Origin of the sequence: Massilia hydrophila (genome assembly GCF_020208145.1) — a bacterium.
In the GTDB taxonomy this organism is placed as follows: Bacteria; Pseudomonadota; Gammaproteobacteria; order Burkholderiales; family Burkholderiaceae_D; genus Telluria; species Telluria hydrophila.
On record NZ_JAHYBX010000003.1, the window covers coordinates 278,091 to 292,910 of the forward strand.

The following is a 14,820-nucleotide window of genomic DNA, read 5'->3' on the forward strand; positions in this document are numbered from 1 at the left end:
GCGCTGCGGGGCGCTGAGCACCGTTAGCTGCCGCACACTTTTCGATAGGCCCTCTCCTACAGGAGCGCGAGCCGGGACGGAAAGCTGTGGCGGCGGCATGAAAAAAGGGGAGCCGAAGCTCCCCCTTGGTCGGGACTACACCAGCGCTCAGAACTTGTAGCGCAAGTTCAGGAAGTACTGGCGGCCGCTGACATCCAGCTTCTGCTGCTCTTGTTCGCTGTAGCGATACTGGGCGCGCTTGGCGTTGGTCAGGTTGGTCGCGCTAAAGGCCAGCTCGATGTTCTGCGTGATGTAGTAGTTCAGGTTGAACGCGAGCGTAGTCACGCCGTCGGCATAGGTTGGCGCCGTCGGCATCAGGACGCCGTTGATGGTCGACAGGCCCTGGCTGTTGGCGGTCGGCGAAGGCGCGGTGCTGCTGTTGACGTAGTCGCCGCGGTAGTTCGCCACCAGGCGCGTCGACAGCTTGTCGTCTTCGTAGTACAGGCCCAGGTTGCCGGCCCACTCGGACGCCCCCACCATCGGACGGCCGTCATCGACCTTGGTCTTGGCGCGGCTGACGTTCGAGGTGAAGCCGAAGTTGGTCTTGCCGAACGGCTGTTCGTACGACAGCTCGATGCCGCTGATCTTCGCGCCCTGCTGCGAGGCGGTGTTGATGGCGAAGGTCTTGACCTGGTTGTCGCGCGGATCGGTCAGTTCGACCGTCGATCCGCCCGTGGCGCCGGTCTTCGGATAGCCTTTCAGACGCGAATGGAACACGCTCACCGTCACCGCCGAACGCGGCGCGAAGTACCAGCCCCACGACAGGTCGAGGTTATCCGCGGTCATCGGTTCCAGGTCCGGGTTCGGGCCGGTCACGCGGCAGCCGTTGGCGTCGCAGGTCGGCACGCCGAAGCCGCTGCCCAGGATGTTGTAGTTCTGGCGGCCGATGGTGCGGCTGGCGCCGAAGCGGCCGATCATGTCCTTGGTGATTTCATAGCGCAGGTTCACGCTCGGCAGCCAGTTGTCGAAGTCGCGGTCGGTCGGGGTCTTGTAGTACATCGTGCCCGACGACGGATCGAACGGCACGCCGTCGTAGTAGGCCACGGCGTCGCCCGCGGTGGTGATGGTGCCCGGGAAGGCGGCGCAGGTCACCGCAGGCTTGCCCGGCTCGACGCGCAGGCAGGCGGTGCGCGGCGCCACCGGCGTCACGATGTTGGCCTTGACGTTGGTGCGCACGAAGCGCAGGCCGACGTTGCCCGACCAGCGTTCGCCTTCCAGGTTGGCCATCAGGTAGCCGGCGCTCTGGCGCTCGCGCATGTCGATCTCGGAGCTCACGCGGCGCTCCCATTCCGGACTGGTGACCTTGGTGTTGGCCGCGATGTAGGCCTTGGTCGCTTCGCGGGTATAGGTGAAGCCGCTGTTGTCCCAGAAGCCACCGCCCAGGCCGTCGCCGAAGTCGCCCGGATACGGCGCCCAGCCGGTGGTCGGGGTGATCGCGCTCGGGGTCAGGGCGCCCGTGGTGCCGTTGATCAGGCCGGCGCGGAAGGCCGGGCCCCAGCGGCCGCTGGTGCGCTTGTGTTCCGCGATGCGCACGCCGCTCTCCAGCGACTGCAGCACGCCACGCCCGAGCTTGTACTCGGCGTCGAACTGGGCGCTCCACTCCTTGTCCTCGGTGCGGATGCCGGAGGCCGCGCGGTCGACGATGCGGTAGCCGCTGCCGTCCGCATTCAGGCCCGGCTGGTTGCTGCCGGCGCCCTGGTACTTGACGTAGGGCGCATCGTGCAGGCCGCCCAGCGCGTACGAGATGCCGGTGCCGTAGCGGGCCAGGGTCAGGCCCTGGTCGAGATCGGTCCTGCCGATGCCGCGGCTGGCCGACAGCAGGGTCTTCACGGTGAGGTCGTCGTTGACACGGTATTTCGCATCCAGGTCGAGGAAGGAACTGGTGGCGTTGGCGCCGTCGCGGAAGAATCCTTCCGAATTGCCGACGTACTGCGGCGGGGTCCCGTCCGGGAACACGATGTCGGCGGCCTTCAGCACCTTGAGCTGGTGGCCGTAGACGGTGGTCTCGTTGACGATCACCGGGTTGCGGATCTGGGCATAGACGCGCTGGCCGTCGACACCCGCGGTATTGATGGCGGCGGCACCGGTGTTGCCGAGCGGGTGATTCTTACCGAGCAGCATGGAGTAGATCGCGCTCGAGGTCAGGCGGCCGTGGTTGTCGGCGTCCAGCGAGGAGTGGAAGCCAGTAAGGTTGACGTCGAGCTGGTTGTTCGGCTTGTACTGCAGCGCGATCATGCCGCCCTTGCGGTCGCGCACCGATTCCACGAACTCCGAGCTCATCGAACCCGGCAGGCGCACGCCATTCAGGTCCGAGGCCTTGTAGCCGGTACCGGCCAGGGAGGCATCGGTAATGCCGAGCATGGTCGTGGTATTGATCACGTCCCAGCCGCTGCTGGTGCCATAGGCGAAGCGCGACACCGAGTCGCGCCGCACGAAGCGCTTTTCCGAGAACAGCGAGGCGATCACGCCGAAGGTATTGGCTTCGTTCTTCCAGGTGACCGAACCGTTCATGTCCGGCGCGTACTTGTCGGCCAGTTCGACATAGCTGCCGCCAACGCTGATCACGCCCGACACGCGCTCCTTCTGCGACAGCGGCTTGCGGGTAGTGACGTTGATGGTGCCGGCCAGGCCGCCGTCGACGATGTTGGCCTGCGAGGTCTTGTACACGATCGCCTGGTTCAGCACATGCGACGGCATCAAGGAAAGGCTGGTCGAGCGCGAGCTCGAGCCCTGGTCGGCCACATACCAGTCGGCGCTGGAGACCGCGTGGCCGTTGAAGATGATCAGCGACATGTCCGGGTTGGTGCCGCGCATCGAGACCTTCTCGGCCTCGTCGTAGTCGGTACGCACGGCCACGCCGGCAAGGCGCTGCAGCGAATCGGCCAGGTTCTTGTCCGGCATCTTGCCGACGTCCTCGGCCGTGATGACCTCGACGTTGGCGGTCGCGTCACGCTTGACGGCCAGGGACTTGGCCATCGAGGCCCGGATGCCGGTCACCTCGACGGTCTGCATCGGGACGGGCGCTGCGTCCTGGGCAATGGCTGGCACGGTGGCCAGGCTCCAGACCGCCAACGATACCGCCGCGGCGAGCGGCTTTTGTTTGAACATGGGTTTCTCCTGGTTTGTCGCTGCGAAGTGAATCAATTGGAATAGGAATGAGCGGGACGCGGACGCCGCCATGCCGGGAGTATTGATGAAGTCAACATTGCTGAATAATCACTTGTTTTCGAGCCTATATAACTTCGAGGAATGCATGTTCCGCCTGCCGGGATAGTTATGGTGAATCAACGAAATTTCATTGGTCCGGCTCGCCCCGTAATGCTAGGGTCGAGGCGTTGACCACGCCAGCGAGTGACTGCCTGCCATGTCCCATTCCCTGCCATTCACCCTGCGCTTCAGCGGCCTGCTGCTCGCTGGCGCCTGCCTCGCTGGCTGCGCCAGCACCGTCCCCGGCACACCCGCCGCGGCACTTCCCGAGACACCGTTCGCCGGCGTGCTGCAGAAGCAGATCTATCAAATGAGCCCGCAGGAAGCGGGCCGCTATATCGCCCATATGCATGCGAGCGAGCCCGACCTGCGTAAGCGTATCGCGGCCATTGGCCGCAAGAACCTGGGCCAGCCCTATTCGCTGCACCTGCTGGGCGAGTTTCCCTTTGAGATACACGACATGCTACCGCTGTTCAGCTTGAAGGAAAGCGACTGTGTTGTATTCGTGGAACATACTTATGCGATGGCATTGTCGCAGTCGTGGGAGGAATTCTTCTGGATGCTGCAGCGCATCCGCTACCGCGACGGCGTGATCGGCGTCGCCACCCGTAACCACTACACCGAGATGGACTGGAACGTGGCCAACCGCTGGCTGGTGACCGATGTCAGCGCCGAACTGGCCGGCTCCGATGGGCCGTCGTATACGATGACCGTGGACCGCGCACGTTTCCTGCGCATGCGCCACAACACGGTGCGCGAGATCCCGGTCGAGAGCAGCCGCCAGCCCTACGTCGCGAAGGAAGGCGTGGCGGCGGTCGCCAGCCGCCTGCAGGAAGGCGATTTCGTCAACGTCATCTCGACCCGCAACGGCGAATACTGGGCCTCGCACGTGGGCCTGGTGGTGCTTGGCCCGGATGGCGAACGGCGCCTGCTCCACTCCCAGTCCCCCCAGGTACGCGAGGAAAGCTTCGACGCCTTCATCGCGCGCGCCGCCGAACGGGAAGCGCGCAATGCACGCGACGGTAAACCTGGCCAGGTCCTGGCCGGATTCAAGTTCCTGCGACTCAATGAACAGATGGTGGTGCCGCCCATGGCACCGCAGCCGCGGCCGGGACGTCCGGCCTACTGATCCCGACTGCCGGCATCGTCCGGCAGCCATTTTTCCGGCGCGACGCAGTTTACGCCGGGGCATCTCTCCCCTACCTACCGCGCTGGCCGGCACTCGCCGGTCACAATCCTCGTTTTTTCCCCAATCAATCATTGAAAGAGAAAAGATTTTCAAATCAATTTCTTTTCAACACTTCCATTCTCCATTCCTCGCATTTCCGAAAAATTCAATTCCGGCCGTTGAGTCAGGTCAAGCGCATCTGGAAGTGGTCGCCAGATTATAAATTCAATAAATCCCATCAATTCCAAATGCATTTTCTTTTGCATTAATCCGTTTACGTATTACCCGCGCCTTTCCATAACTAAGTAATTTCAATTCATTTCAATTCCAGACAGCAGCGGATGCCATGCCAAACTTCCGACCCGGCCTTTCCGGCCAGCTGTGCGCCCGAATGGTCTCGATGAGCCGCACCAGCAAGATCACCATGATGGTTGTCTGCGATTTGCTGGCATTGCCCGCCTGCTTCCTGATCGCGATGATCCTGCGTGGTGGCGACCTGCAGCTGGCCAGGAGTTTCGGGCCCGCTTCTTATGCATTGGTCACGGTTGTCACGATCGCCGCATTTTCGGTGTCCGAGCTATACCGGGCGGTGATCCGTTTTATCGACCAGCGCCTGCTGAGTTTTACCGGCGCGGCGCTCGCATTCGCCATATTGTGCGTGTATATCGTTTTAATGGTGATGAACGAACCGCGCTTTCCCCGCAGCGCACTGGCCATTTACTGGTTTGTCGTGTTTTCCTATGTCGTCATTTCCCGTATCGGCCTGCGTAACCTGCTGCGGGCACAGGCGGGACGACGCACTGCGAGGTCCGACGCCGTTGCGGTCTACGGTGCCGGAGACGCCGGCGCCAGCCTGGTGCAGGCAATGCGCCACAGCGATGAATACCGCCCGGTCTGCTTCTTCGACGACAAGCGCGCCCTGAACGAACGCACCATCGCCGGCCTGCGCGTTTTCGACACCGTGCGCCTGGCCGACGTGGTCAAGTCCCAGGGCATTCGCAGCATCGTCATCGCCCTGCCTACCGCCCCGCCGGAGCGCCTGCGCGACATCATGCAGCGTCTTGGCCAGGCCGGCGTCGCGGTCAAGATCCTGAGCCGCCTGGTCGACCTGCACGACGACCGTCCGCCGGGCCGCGGTTCGATCCGCGAACTCAGGTTCGAAGACCTGCTCGGGCGCCCACCCGTGCCGCCGAGGCTCGACCTGTTCGCACGCTGCGTGCGTAGCAAGAATGTGCTCGTTACCGGTGCCGGCGGCTCGATCGGCAGTGAGCTTTGCCGCCAGATCGTTACCTTGAGTCCGCAGGAACTGCATCTGCTCGACCACTCGGAGTACGCCCTCTACACCGTGCGCCAGGAATTGTGCGCGCGCTTTCCAGCCCTTGCCATCCACGCCCACCTTGGGTCGGTGTGCAACGGAGACCTGGTTGAGCGCATCCTACGCGAGGGAAAGATCAAGACGGTCTACCACGCGGCCGCCTACAAGCATGTGCCACTGGTGGAAACGAATATCGTCGAGGGATTGCGCAACAACGTGCTGGGCGCCCAGGTCGTCGCCAGCGCCGCCGCCCGCCACCAGGTCGAAACCTGTGTACTGATTTCGAGCGACAAGGCGGTGCGGCCGACCAATATCATGGGCGCCAGCAAGCGCATCGCCGAGCTGATCTTCCAGGCCGCATCCGTGCGCCATGGCGCCCAGACCACCTTCTGCATGGTCCGCTTTGGCAATGTCCTCGGCTCCTCCGGATCGGTGATTCCCCTGTTCCAGCGCCAGATCGCCCGTGGCGGCCCATTGACGATCACGCATCCGGAAGTGTCGCGCTACTTCATGCTGATCGCTGAAGCGGCCCAGCTCGTTATCCAGGCGGGTGCCATGGCCAAGGGCGGCGACGTGTTCGTCCTCGACATGGGGGAGCCGGTCAAGATTGTCGATCTTGCCCGCACCATGATCGCCATGTCGGGCCTGACGGAACGCACGCCCCAAAACCCGCGGGGCGACATCGAGATTCAGTTCGTTGGCTTGTTCCCTGGCGAAAAACTGCATGAGGAACTGCTCACCGAGGGCACCGTGTTTCCAAGCGAGCATCCACGCATCATGCGCATGAAGGAAAGCGCATTGCGTCCCAGTGTGCTGGAGACCTGCATCACCTGCCTGATGATGGCCTGCGAAACCCACGAGCGCGGAACCATCGAATCGATGGTCAAGGCCATCGTCGCCGAGTACGTACCGACTTCGCCAATCGCGCCACCGGATATCGTGGTGGACGCCCCGGCGCCCAGTCTGATCAAGAAGTTCGTGCCCTTCCGTATCTAGGCCCTATTCCCATAGTTACTGACCGACGAGGAAACACATGCGCGACGAAAATACCTCCCCTCACCTGGCCCGGCTGCTGGCGAAGTTGCAGGACCGACGCGCCGTCATTGGCATTGTCGGCCTCGGCTACAGGATATTGAAATAGCCTTTCAGGTCGACGGTAGGTTCTTCGGGCAAGGGCTCGGGTGGGCGCGGGTCGAAGGGGACCGACAGCACCGGAGGACTGTGCGGCACATGGGTCAACGGAAGGGCATCGGCAGGATTGCTCATAGTACGGGCCTCGCGCAGGGTGCTTGGATCGTGTGGGGCGAATGGCGCTCAGGAAGGGACATTCATGGGCGGGTCGTCACGCCGACGGCGGACGTCAGCGCGCCGGGGAACAGCAGGCTCAGGTGGCGGTTCCAGTTCGCCAGGGGCGAGGCTGCCACGTACACCACGTCTTTCGGCCGCAGCTCGAAGGACTCCGCCATCGCCAGCGCGCCGCTCACGCGCGCATCGAGCTGGAACACACGGGTACGCTCCCCGGCCTTGCGCACGACGTAGATCTGGCGCGCATCGCCGCTGAGCGGGCTGACGCCCCCGCTTTCGCCCAGCGCCTCGTTCAGCGTCAGGCGTCCGTTGTGCATGGTGAGCGCGCGCGGCGTGACCACCTCGCCCGATACGAAGACCTTGCTTTCGTCGCGCGAGTGGACCCGGACGACGTCGCCATGGGCCAGCAGCACGGCGCCCGGGTTGACACCCTTCTGGACCAGGTCGCGCAAGTTGATCAGGTAGCGGCTCTGGCCGCGCTCGACAACGATACGACTCTGGTCTGCACTCGGCAGCATGCCGCCAGCGCGGTTCAGCGCCTCGACCAGGGTCATGGGGATGTCGTTGATCGCCTGCAAGCCCGGCTCCTTGACCTCGCCATCGATGTAGACCCGCTTGCTGCGAAACGCCTGGATGCGCAGCGTGACGCTGGGTTGGGCGAGGTAGCGCGCCAGTTTCTTCGAGAGCATCGACCTGGCCTGTTCCTCCGTCAGCCCCTCGACAGGCAGCAGGCCGACGAGCGGGAACTGGATGCGTCCGAGGTGGTCTACGGCGAAGCCGGGCGGGGTGGCATTCGGCGCAACCGTTCCGCCATCGGCGATGGCGGCCGCTGCGGTCATGCCGCCTCCGGCGAGTTCCGGGTGGTCCCAGACGACGATGGAGAGCACGTCGCCCCGGCCGATGGTGTACGGGGCCGGATGCGGCACGATCAACGGCGACAAATCCTGTCGCGCCTGCGCGGCCTGAAGCCTACGCTCGGTCTCGATGAGCTGTTCGGTGATCATCTCGGTGGGAGGCGCATCGCCCCCTGCCCCGGTGCCAGCGGCGGCAAACTGGACACCGGTGGTGCACGCCCCCAGCATCAGGCAGCAGGTCAGGTAGGCGATCAGGTAGAGCAGCGTGTAGCAGCGCAGGCCAAGGTCGCGCAGCCAGCTGGATGTTGCATCAGAACAAATCCAAGCCATGATTGTTGCCTATCAAAAAAAGACGCTTCACTGGAACGATCAGTCCAGCGTACGGCGTCCATCAGGCTTGGCTTTGTAGCGGATCAAACGGCGCCCATGGCCGTTCAGCGTATCTCTTCGAGCAATCTGAGGCCGTCGGCAAAGCGCCAGACACGGCGGATTTCGATGATGTCGAAGCGTGCGGCGACGTTCGGCGGAAAGGCGGCATACCGGGCATTGAGCTGGACGAAGCGGCGCACCGCGTCGTCCATGTCGGCCCGCCCACTGGAGCGCACGATGGTCACATCGTCCACGCTCCCGTCGCTGCGCAGGATCAGGCTGACCAGCGGATCGATGCGCACCTCGCGCGCTGAAAACCGGGCGCCTCCCAGGATGGCGGTACGCTCCAGTTTCTGGCGCACGCTGTCGACGTACATGCGTAGTGGCACGTCGCGTTCGCCGCCATCGGCCAGTACCCGCCTTCCGCCCGCATCGGCCGGACGCGCCGGCGGCGCCACGTTGGGCAGCGTCAGCCCACGCAGGAGTTCGCGCGCACGGCTCGCCATGGCGCTTCCCGGTTCACCTGCGCCGGCCGGGCCGCGCTCTCCGCCCGCGCCACCCCCCGCGGCGCCTGGTGTTCCCGGCCCGCCCGGCCCGGGATTGCCCGCACCCGGCAGCGCCTGCGCGCGCAGCCGTTCGGCGGCTGCCCGCCTCCCCTCCTGCTCGGCAAGCTCGCGCGCCAGGCCTTCCGCGCGGGCACGCTCTTCGGCCAGGCGGCGCGCCGCCTCTTCGGCGGCCTGGCGCTGCCGAAGCTCGTCGGCATACTGACGCTCGCGCGCTTGCGCCAGGCGGCGCTCGGCTTGAACGGCTTCTTCTTCCGCCTGTCTCGCCTGTTCAGCAGCCAGCCGTTGCGCCGCCCGCTGCTGCGCCTCGCGCGCCAGGGCCTGTTCACGCTCGCGCAGCGCGGCCAGGCGCTGCTGTTCGGCGTCGGCGCGTTGCCGTTCGTCCAGCTGCTGGCGTGCGAGGCGTGCCTGTTCGGCAGCCTGCTGCTCGGCCAGGCGCTGTTCTGCGGCGGCCTGCTCCCGCACTTGCGCAGCCAGGCGCTCGGCTTCGCGCTGAGCCAGTGCCGCCCGCTCACGCTCCTCGGCCTGGTGCTGGCGCTCGGCGCGCTCGGCTGCCAGCCGCTCTTCCGCCTGACGCAGCAATAGTGTGTCCTGTCGCTGCTGGCGCTGCGCTTCCTCGGCGGCGGCCAGGCGCGCAGCTTCGCGCTGAAGCTGGAGCGCCCGCTCCGCCTCTTCCCTGGCTACTTGTTCCTCGCGGGCAGGAAACGCGCGCTCGGCTTCCTCCGGCCTGCTCTCCGTGTCCTGCGCCAGGGCATCCGCGTCGCCACCGGGTTCGATCTCGGGCAGCGGCGGCGGCGCCACCGCGAACGGCGCGTCCTCGCTGTTCGACGCGATCAGGGGCGTCGTCGCCGGAGTCCTGCGTTTCTTCAGCCGTGGCCGCACGTCCTTTATGCCTGGCTTCAGCGCCGGCGGCACTTGCGCTAGCACGGGAGGTGGCGGAAGTGGATCGAGCAGGCGCATCCCCGAGGCAGGAGGCCGGGACAACGGGACAGGCGCCGGGAGTGCCGGTGCCGGTGTCGACACTGGGGCCGCGTCGGGTACGGGGGCTGGCGCGGCCGGCGCCGGCGGGAGCGGTGCCAGACTGACCTGGATCGCCCCGCCCGCGCGCCCGTCGCCACCCGGCATTCCGAACTGCAGTGACAGCAGCAGGCCGTGCAACAGTGCCGAAACGATGATGCCGGTAACGAGCCGCCGCTCGCGCCGGGCCGGGATGTCGTTCGGACTGGAGTCGTGCGTTCGTGGCATGCCGTGGCCTGGGAACGAATATTGTCAGGCTGGCATCATAGCGTTTACTCAGCAGTATGGCGAGGCGCGCACGATTGGCCGGCGCCGTCCCGTCAGCGCAGCCGGCCCGTCGCGAAACGCCATGCTAGCGCTGGGTACGTCCAAAGGTATAGGTCTCGCCGTGCGCGAGATAGACCACGTCCTGTTCCAGGCCAGCCGCCTTCACTTCGCGCGCAAAGTCCGCGAGCGGCGACTTAAACACATCGTAGTCGTTGTAGTGGATCGGCACCGTCTTCTTCGGCCGCACGACCTGCATCATGCGCACACCGTCCTTGCCGTCCATTGTGACTTTCAGCACGCCCAGGATGCGGGTGCCGCCCAGGTGCAGCAGGGCGAGGTCGATGTTCGGGAAGCGCTGCGGAATGGCGCGGATATCGTCGTAGACCAGGGTATCGCCACTGATGTACATGCGGTAATCCGGCACATCCGGGTTGGCGCCGAAGTCGAGCACCGAGCCCATCACCGTGGGCAGCAGGATCGCCACCCCGGCCGGGCCGTGGCGCCCCGGAGCGGCGCTGATACGCAGACGGGCGGCGCCCTTCCTCACTTCAAGGCGGTCCCAGGTGCCCATGCCGAAGGTGCGCGTGAAGCCGAGGCGCTTGAGCCGCTCGCCTGCTTCCTTGGTGCTCACGATCGGGGTGGCGCGGTTGAGTCTTTCCTGCACCAGCTGATCGAAGTGGTCGCCATGGAAGTGCGACAGCAGCACCAGGTCGATCGGTGGCAGGTCTTCGAACCGGATGGCAGGATTGGTCCTGCGTTCGGAAGTAAGCCCATAGCCGAGATGCACATGATCGCCCTTGTGCAGGAAATTCGGGTCGGTCAGGATGGTGAAGCCCTGGTAACGGATGATGACCGTCGCCGTACCGATGAACTGCACCGTGCCGGCTTGCGCATCCTGTTCCTGTGCGCCATCCGCGGGGAGCTGCAGGCTGAAGGTTTCGCCCGTTGGCGGTGGCGTTGGCGCCTGCGCGCGCGCCTTGGCAACGCCGCCGCACAGCAGCGCAAGCAGCAGCGCATGCAGCAAACAAAGGCCGGCCTGGAAGCGGTTGGCGGATCGAGAACGAAACGGGCATAGGAAGGGCATGGGCGGTCTCCGGAGATACGCCTCCCGGTGCGGAACGCGTGCCAGAACGTTAACACGGTAGCGCGGCGGACGGCGTTCGCTTGCCACCGGGGCGGCGCCGCGTTACAGGCTGGAGACCAGGACGGCCAGTTGCTGGCGTACCTTCAGCCAGGCGCTGCCGGCGAGCTGCTCGCCGCAACGCGCGCAAGGCTCGAAGGGGTTGCAGTCGTGCTCGAGCAGCAGGTAGTTCGTGCCCACCACGGTCTTGCCCGTGTAGCCGTCGCTGCGCGCCGGGCCGGCTGTCGGGCTGCCTGCCGCAGCGCCCTGCCCTGTCCATCGCGCAAACGGCTCGGTGGCAACACCATCGGGCACATACCAGCGGCGCCTGGTGGGATTCCAGCGCGCGCCAAGCGCCTTTGCTTCGTCTTTCTCGGCATACGGAACGGTCAGGAAAAGCATCGTCTTCGATCATCCAGGGCAAGGGGTCGGTCGTCAGCCGCTCGGGAGCATGATCTTACTGCACCGAAGACCATGACGGCAGGGCTGACTTACGGGAACTGATATGGCCTGCCCAGCTGGGTTCGAACCAGCGACCCTCAGCTTAGAAGACAAAGGGTCATATTATTAACTGAGATTTCTCATCCTCGGCCATGGTGAATTTCCCTATCGAGATCCCGAATATGACGTTAACACAGGGGTTTCAATCTTTCCAAAATTTACGCTAGACTGTAACCCCTGCGTAACCCCACAACCCAAATGCCCTCTGACCGCTTCAACTTTACCAAAGCTTCCATCGAAGCCCTGCCCCTGCCTGCCGCCGGGGAGCGTACCACCTATCACGACCAGCATACTGCGGGTCTCCAGCTCCGCGTCACGGCCAGTGGCAAAAAAACGTTCAGTCTGTACAAGCGCGCCAAGGGTGGAAAACCTGAGCGTATCACCCTCGGATCATTCACCGATGGGGTCACGGTTGAGCAGGCCCGTACCAAGGCGCTGAAACTCAAGAGCGCGATGAGCGAGGGAGTCAGCCCAACGATGGCGCTCCGGGCTGCCCGCGCCGAGTTGACGTTTGGTGAGGCATTCGATATGTACATTCGCGATCACGCGGTGCCTCATGGCCTGAAGTCGATAAATAACATGCGCGGCGATTTTGAGCGCTACTTGGGGGCCCTACCCAAGGTGCCAAAGAAAAAGCACGGCAAGGAACGGGGGAAGTCCCCCGGTTCCGTGAACTGGCAGGATCGCAAGCTATCCACGATCAACCAAAGCGAGGTTAAGGATCTTAGGGCATCGCTGGCCAGGGAGTGCGGAAGCGCGGCAGCTAACCACGCACTCAAGCTGGTGCGGGTGGTGTTCAATAAAATGGGGGAGTGGGGCGAGTTCCAGGGGAAAAATCCTGCGCTCGATGTGGGGCTGTTGAAGATCGCATCAAAGGACAGATTCTTGCAAAAGCAGGAATTACCGCCGCTCTTCGAGGCTCTCGCCAAGACCACGAACACCAACATCCGTGACTTCATCCTGCTGAGCATCATGACGGGGGCCCGGCGCAGCAATGTGCTGTCCATGCGGTGGGCCGATATCAACCTGGAGCGCGCCGAGTGGCGCATCCCGGATACAAAAAATGGTGACCCCGTAATCATCCAGTTGTCGCGTGAAGCAGTCGAGACCTTGCGGACCAGGGCGTCGAGTGTCCCTTCCGCCGAATGGGTTTTCCCTGGATCTGGCAAGACTGGCCACATGGTGTCCCCTAAGAAAGGGGTGAACACGATCCTGAAGTCCGCCAAGATTGAGAAGCTGACTATCCATGATCTGCGCCGTACGCTCGGAAGTTGGCAGGCGATTACCGGGGCATCGCTGCCGATCATCGGCAAATCGCTTGGGCACAAGAGCATTGCAGCCACCCAGATCTATGCGCGCCTGAGTGCCGACCCCGTGCGGGAGTCGGTCCAGCGTGCCACAGGCGCAATTTTTGAGGCGGCAACCGCAAAAGGGAAGCAGATCAATGAGCAATAACGAAGGTAGTCTTTTTGACGCAAAAGTGAGCGAGCTGGCAGCAGAGAAGATCGAGGAAAACGCACACGAATCCGGCACATGCAGCGCAAAGCTTGGCGTCCCCCTCGATTTCAGCGTGGCAGTTCATGAGCTGCTGAGCCGGGCCGAAAGTGACCCAGCCAGTGCAATGAAACTGCTGGAAATGCTGGCCAAAGATCTACGGGCGCGCACTCTCCCCAACCGCATGCTTGCAGGCTACGTGGCAGACGCCATCGAGGCGGCAGCGGCCAAGCCTACGACCTACCAAGCGCGCGCGCTGACTGACGAACTCCACCTAACCAGTCAAGATCGCCGCCCCGCCCACTCCTGGCTGGAGATAGGCCACGCCATGCACATGCTCATCAGCGAGGGAAGTTCGCAGACGAAGGCAAAACTCGAGGTCGCGGTTGAGTATCACATCGATGAGGGGACAGCGCTGAAATATTACAAGCAGTACGTGGCTGCCAAGCAAAGGCACGACAGCATCGAATAGTACCAAACACGCCCCATACCGCATGGGGCGTTGTCTTGTCAAGGGAACTCCCCCCGCCCTTGTTCCTCTACCCCAGGCCACTTTTCCCGGCATTGTCTCTCCTAGATGGCCAGCACACCGCTGTCCTCGACATTAACGGAGAAAACCATGTTCGGACCCCAAGAGCAAGCAGAACTGCTCACCCCTGCACAGATGGCCCAAATGCTGGGTGTCTCGGTCGGCACCTTGGCCGTCTGGCGCTGCACCAAGCGCTACCCCCTGCCCTACGTCAAGGTCGGGCGTTCGGTCCGCTATACCCGTGCGCACGGTGACGAGTTCATCAAGACGCGCACTGTCAGCGCCTAAGCACATTCAGGCCTTTTCGGATAACCGCTTCAGGCGTGTAACCCACCATCAATCCAATTGTAAAACCATCATGACCACTAATACCGCATCTAATTTTATGTTGCAGAACCTGGCTGTTAAAGCCACTGCAATGAACGGCCAAATGCAGCAGCGCGCGTTGAGGGGCAGCATTGCCAGCGTGGCTTATGACTCGACCACGCCGGAGAATGTCCGCATTAAGCTCCGCACGGCGATGCAGAAGTCCGTTGAAAACGAGTACCGCCAACTGCATGCTGAAGCTAAATCGAGCATGATCCCGGTGGATCAGCAGATTGCCGCCCTGCGGGCCGCGCCGCTGACCGAAAAGCGCGAGCTGCTGGATGCCCTGCCAATCATTCCCGTGCCGGTCGGGGCCGCCTTCCTCGGAGTTGCCGAGGCCGACCTGCACGACGTCAATTCCCAGGGTTACGGCGTGTTCGGCGACGCCTACTTGCGCCGCCGCTGCAACTCGATGAATGAACTGCTGCTGATCTCCCAGAATCCTGGTTGGTTGCGATACCACCCCGAAGGGTCGCCGGCGCTCGTATTGTCGGACACGGTGATGTTGTATGCAATCACCTACGTGGATGTCCAGACTGCTTGTGCGTACCTCAACATGCGGTGGGACGAGGTGACAAAGCAGGTCCCTGCCAACGGCCGCTATTACCGTTACGACCGCACCTACCGTGTGTCCGACCTGGAAGAGTTCCGCGTCGCCAAGTTGAAGGCGAAGCAGGTGTAAGCCTCCCGTTATCGAATGCGGGCT

12 protein-coding genes are annotated in these 14,820 nt (G+C 63.7%); 6 read left to right on the plus strand and 6 right to left on the minus strand.

Annotated elements, in window-relative coordinates; genetic code table 11:
- Positions 1-147: 147 nt before the first annotated feature.
- Entirely contained in the window at positions 148-3,147 is a 3,000-nt protein-coding gene (locus LE190_RS10815; RefSeq protein ID WP_225238693.1) for a TonB-dependent receptor, read from the minus strand.
- Positions 3,148-3,403: 256 nt separating this feature from the next.
- Here LE190_RS10815 and LE190_RS10820 point away from each other — a divergent pair, with 256 nt between their 5' ends.
- Positions 3,404-4,375 carry an N-acetylmuramoyl-L-alanine amidase-like domain-containing protein gene (locus LE190_RS10820; protein ID WP_225238694.1) on the plus strand — a complete coding sequence of 324 codons (972 nt, stop codon included), beginning with the start codon at positions 3,404-3,406 and terminating at the stop codon, positions 4,373-4,375.
- A 385-nt stretch (positions 4,376-4,760) separates the two neighbouring features.
- Positions 4,761-6,725 (plus strand): polysaccharide biosynthesis protein, encoded by a 1,965-nt coding sequence (locus LE190_RS10825; RefSeq protein ID WP_225238695.1) that lies wholly within the window; start codon positions 4,761-4,763, stop codon positions 6,723-6,725.
- Between the two features lie 126 nt (positions 6,726-6,851).
- Here LE190_RS10825 and LE190_RS10830 read toward each other — a convergent pair whose 3' ends face one another.
- The 5 genes from LE190_RS10830 to LE190_RS10850 form a co-directional block, all read right to left on the minus strand.
- On the minus strand, positions 6,852-6,995 hold the full coding sequence (locus LE190_RS10830; RefSeq protein WP_225238696.1) for a hypothetical protein: 144 nt from the start codon (positions 6,993-6,995) through the stop codon (positions 6,852-6,854).
- Between the two features lie 62 nt (positions 6,996-7,057).
- A complete protein-coding gene (locus tag LE190_RS10835; RefSeq protein ID WP_225238697.1) occupies positions 7,058-8,218 on the minus strand; it encodes a polysaccharide biosynthesis/export family protein in 1,161 nt (386 codons plus the stop codon).
- Between the two features lie 104 nt (positions 8,219-8,322).
- Positions 8,323-10,065, minus strand: a complete 1,743-nt coding sequence (locus tag LE190_RS10840; RefSeq protein ID WP_225238698.1) for an energy transducer TonB — start codon at positions 10,063-10,065, stop codon at positions 8,323-8,325.
- Between the two features lie 124 nt (positions 10,066-10,189).
- Positions 10,190-11,128 carry an MBL fold metallo-hydrolase gene (locus LE190_RS10845; protein WP_225238699.1) on the minus strand — a complete coding sequence of 313 codons (939 nt, stop codon included), beginning with the start codon at positions 11,126-11,128 and terminating at the stop codon, positions 10,190-10,192.
- A gap of 162 nt (positions 11,129-11,290) precedes the next feature.
- A complete protein-coding gene (locus LE190_RS10850; RefSeq protein WP_225238700.1) occupies positions 11,291-11,626 on the minus strand; it encodes a DUF5710 domain-containing protein in 336 nt (111 codons plus the stop codon).
- A 297-nt stretch (positions 11,627-11,923) separates the two neighbouring features.
- On the opposite strand from LE190_RS10850, the gene LE190_RS10855 reads away from it, so the two are divergent.
- From LE190_RS10855 to LE190_RS10870, 4 genes are all read left to right on the plus strand, one after another.
- A complete protein-coding gene (locus tag LE190_RS10855) occupies positions 11,924-13,180 on the plus strand; it encodes a tyrosine-type recombinase/integrase (protein ID WP_225238701.1) in 1,257 nt (418 codons plus the stop codon).
- The gene (locus LE190_RS10860) at positions 13,170-13,691 is read left to right on the plus strand and encodes a hypothetical protein (protein ID WP_225238702.1); all 522 of its coding nucleotides are present in this window, start codon (positions 13,170-13,172) and stop codon (positions 13,689-13,691) included. The genes LE190_RS10855 and LE190_RS10860 overlap by 11 nt, the downstream gene beginning before the upstream one ends.
- A gap of 147 nt (positions 13,692-13,838) precedes the next feature.
- Entirely contained in the window at positions 13,839-14,036 is a 198-nt protein-coding gene (locus LE190_RS10865) for a helix-turn-helix domain-containing protein (RefSeq protein ID WP_225238703.1), read from the plus strand.
- 70 nt (positions 14,037-14,106) lie between these two features.
- The gene (locus tag LE190_RS10870; protein ID WP_225238704.1) at positions 14,107-14,796 is read left to right on the plus strand and encodes a hypothetical protein; all 690 of its coding nucleotides are present in this window, start codon (positions 14,107-14,109) and stop codon (positions 14,794-14,796) included.
- The last annotated feature ends 24 nt before the right edge of the window (positions 14,797-14,820 follow it).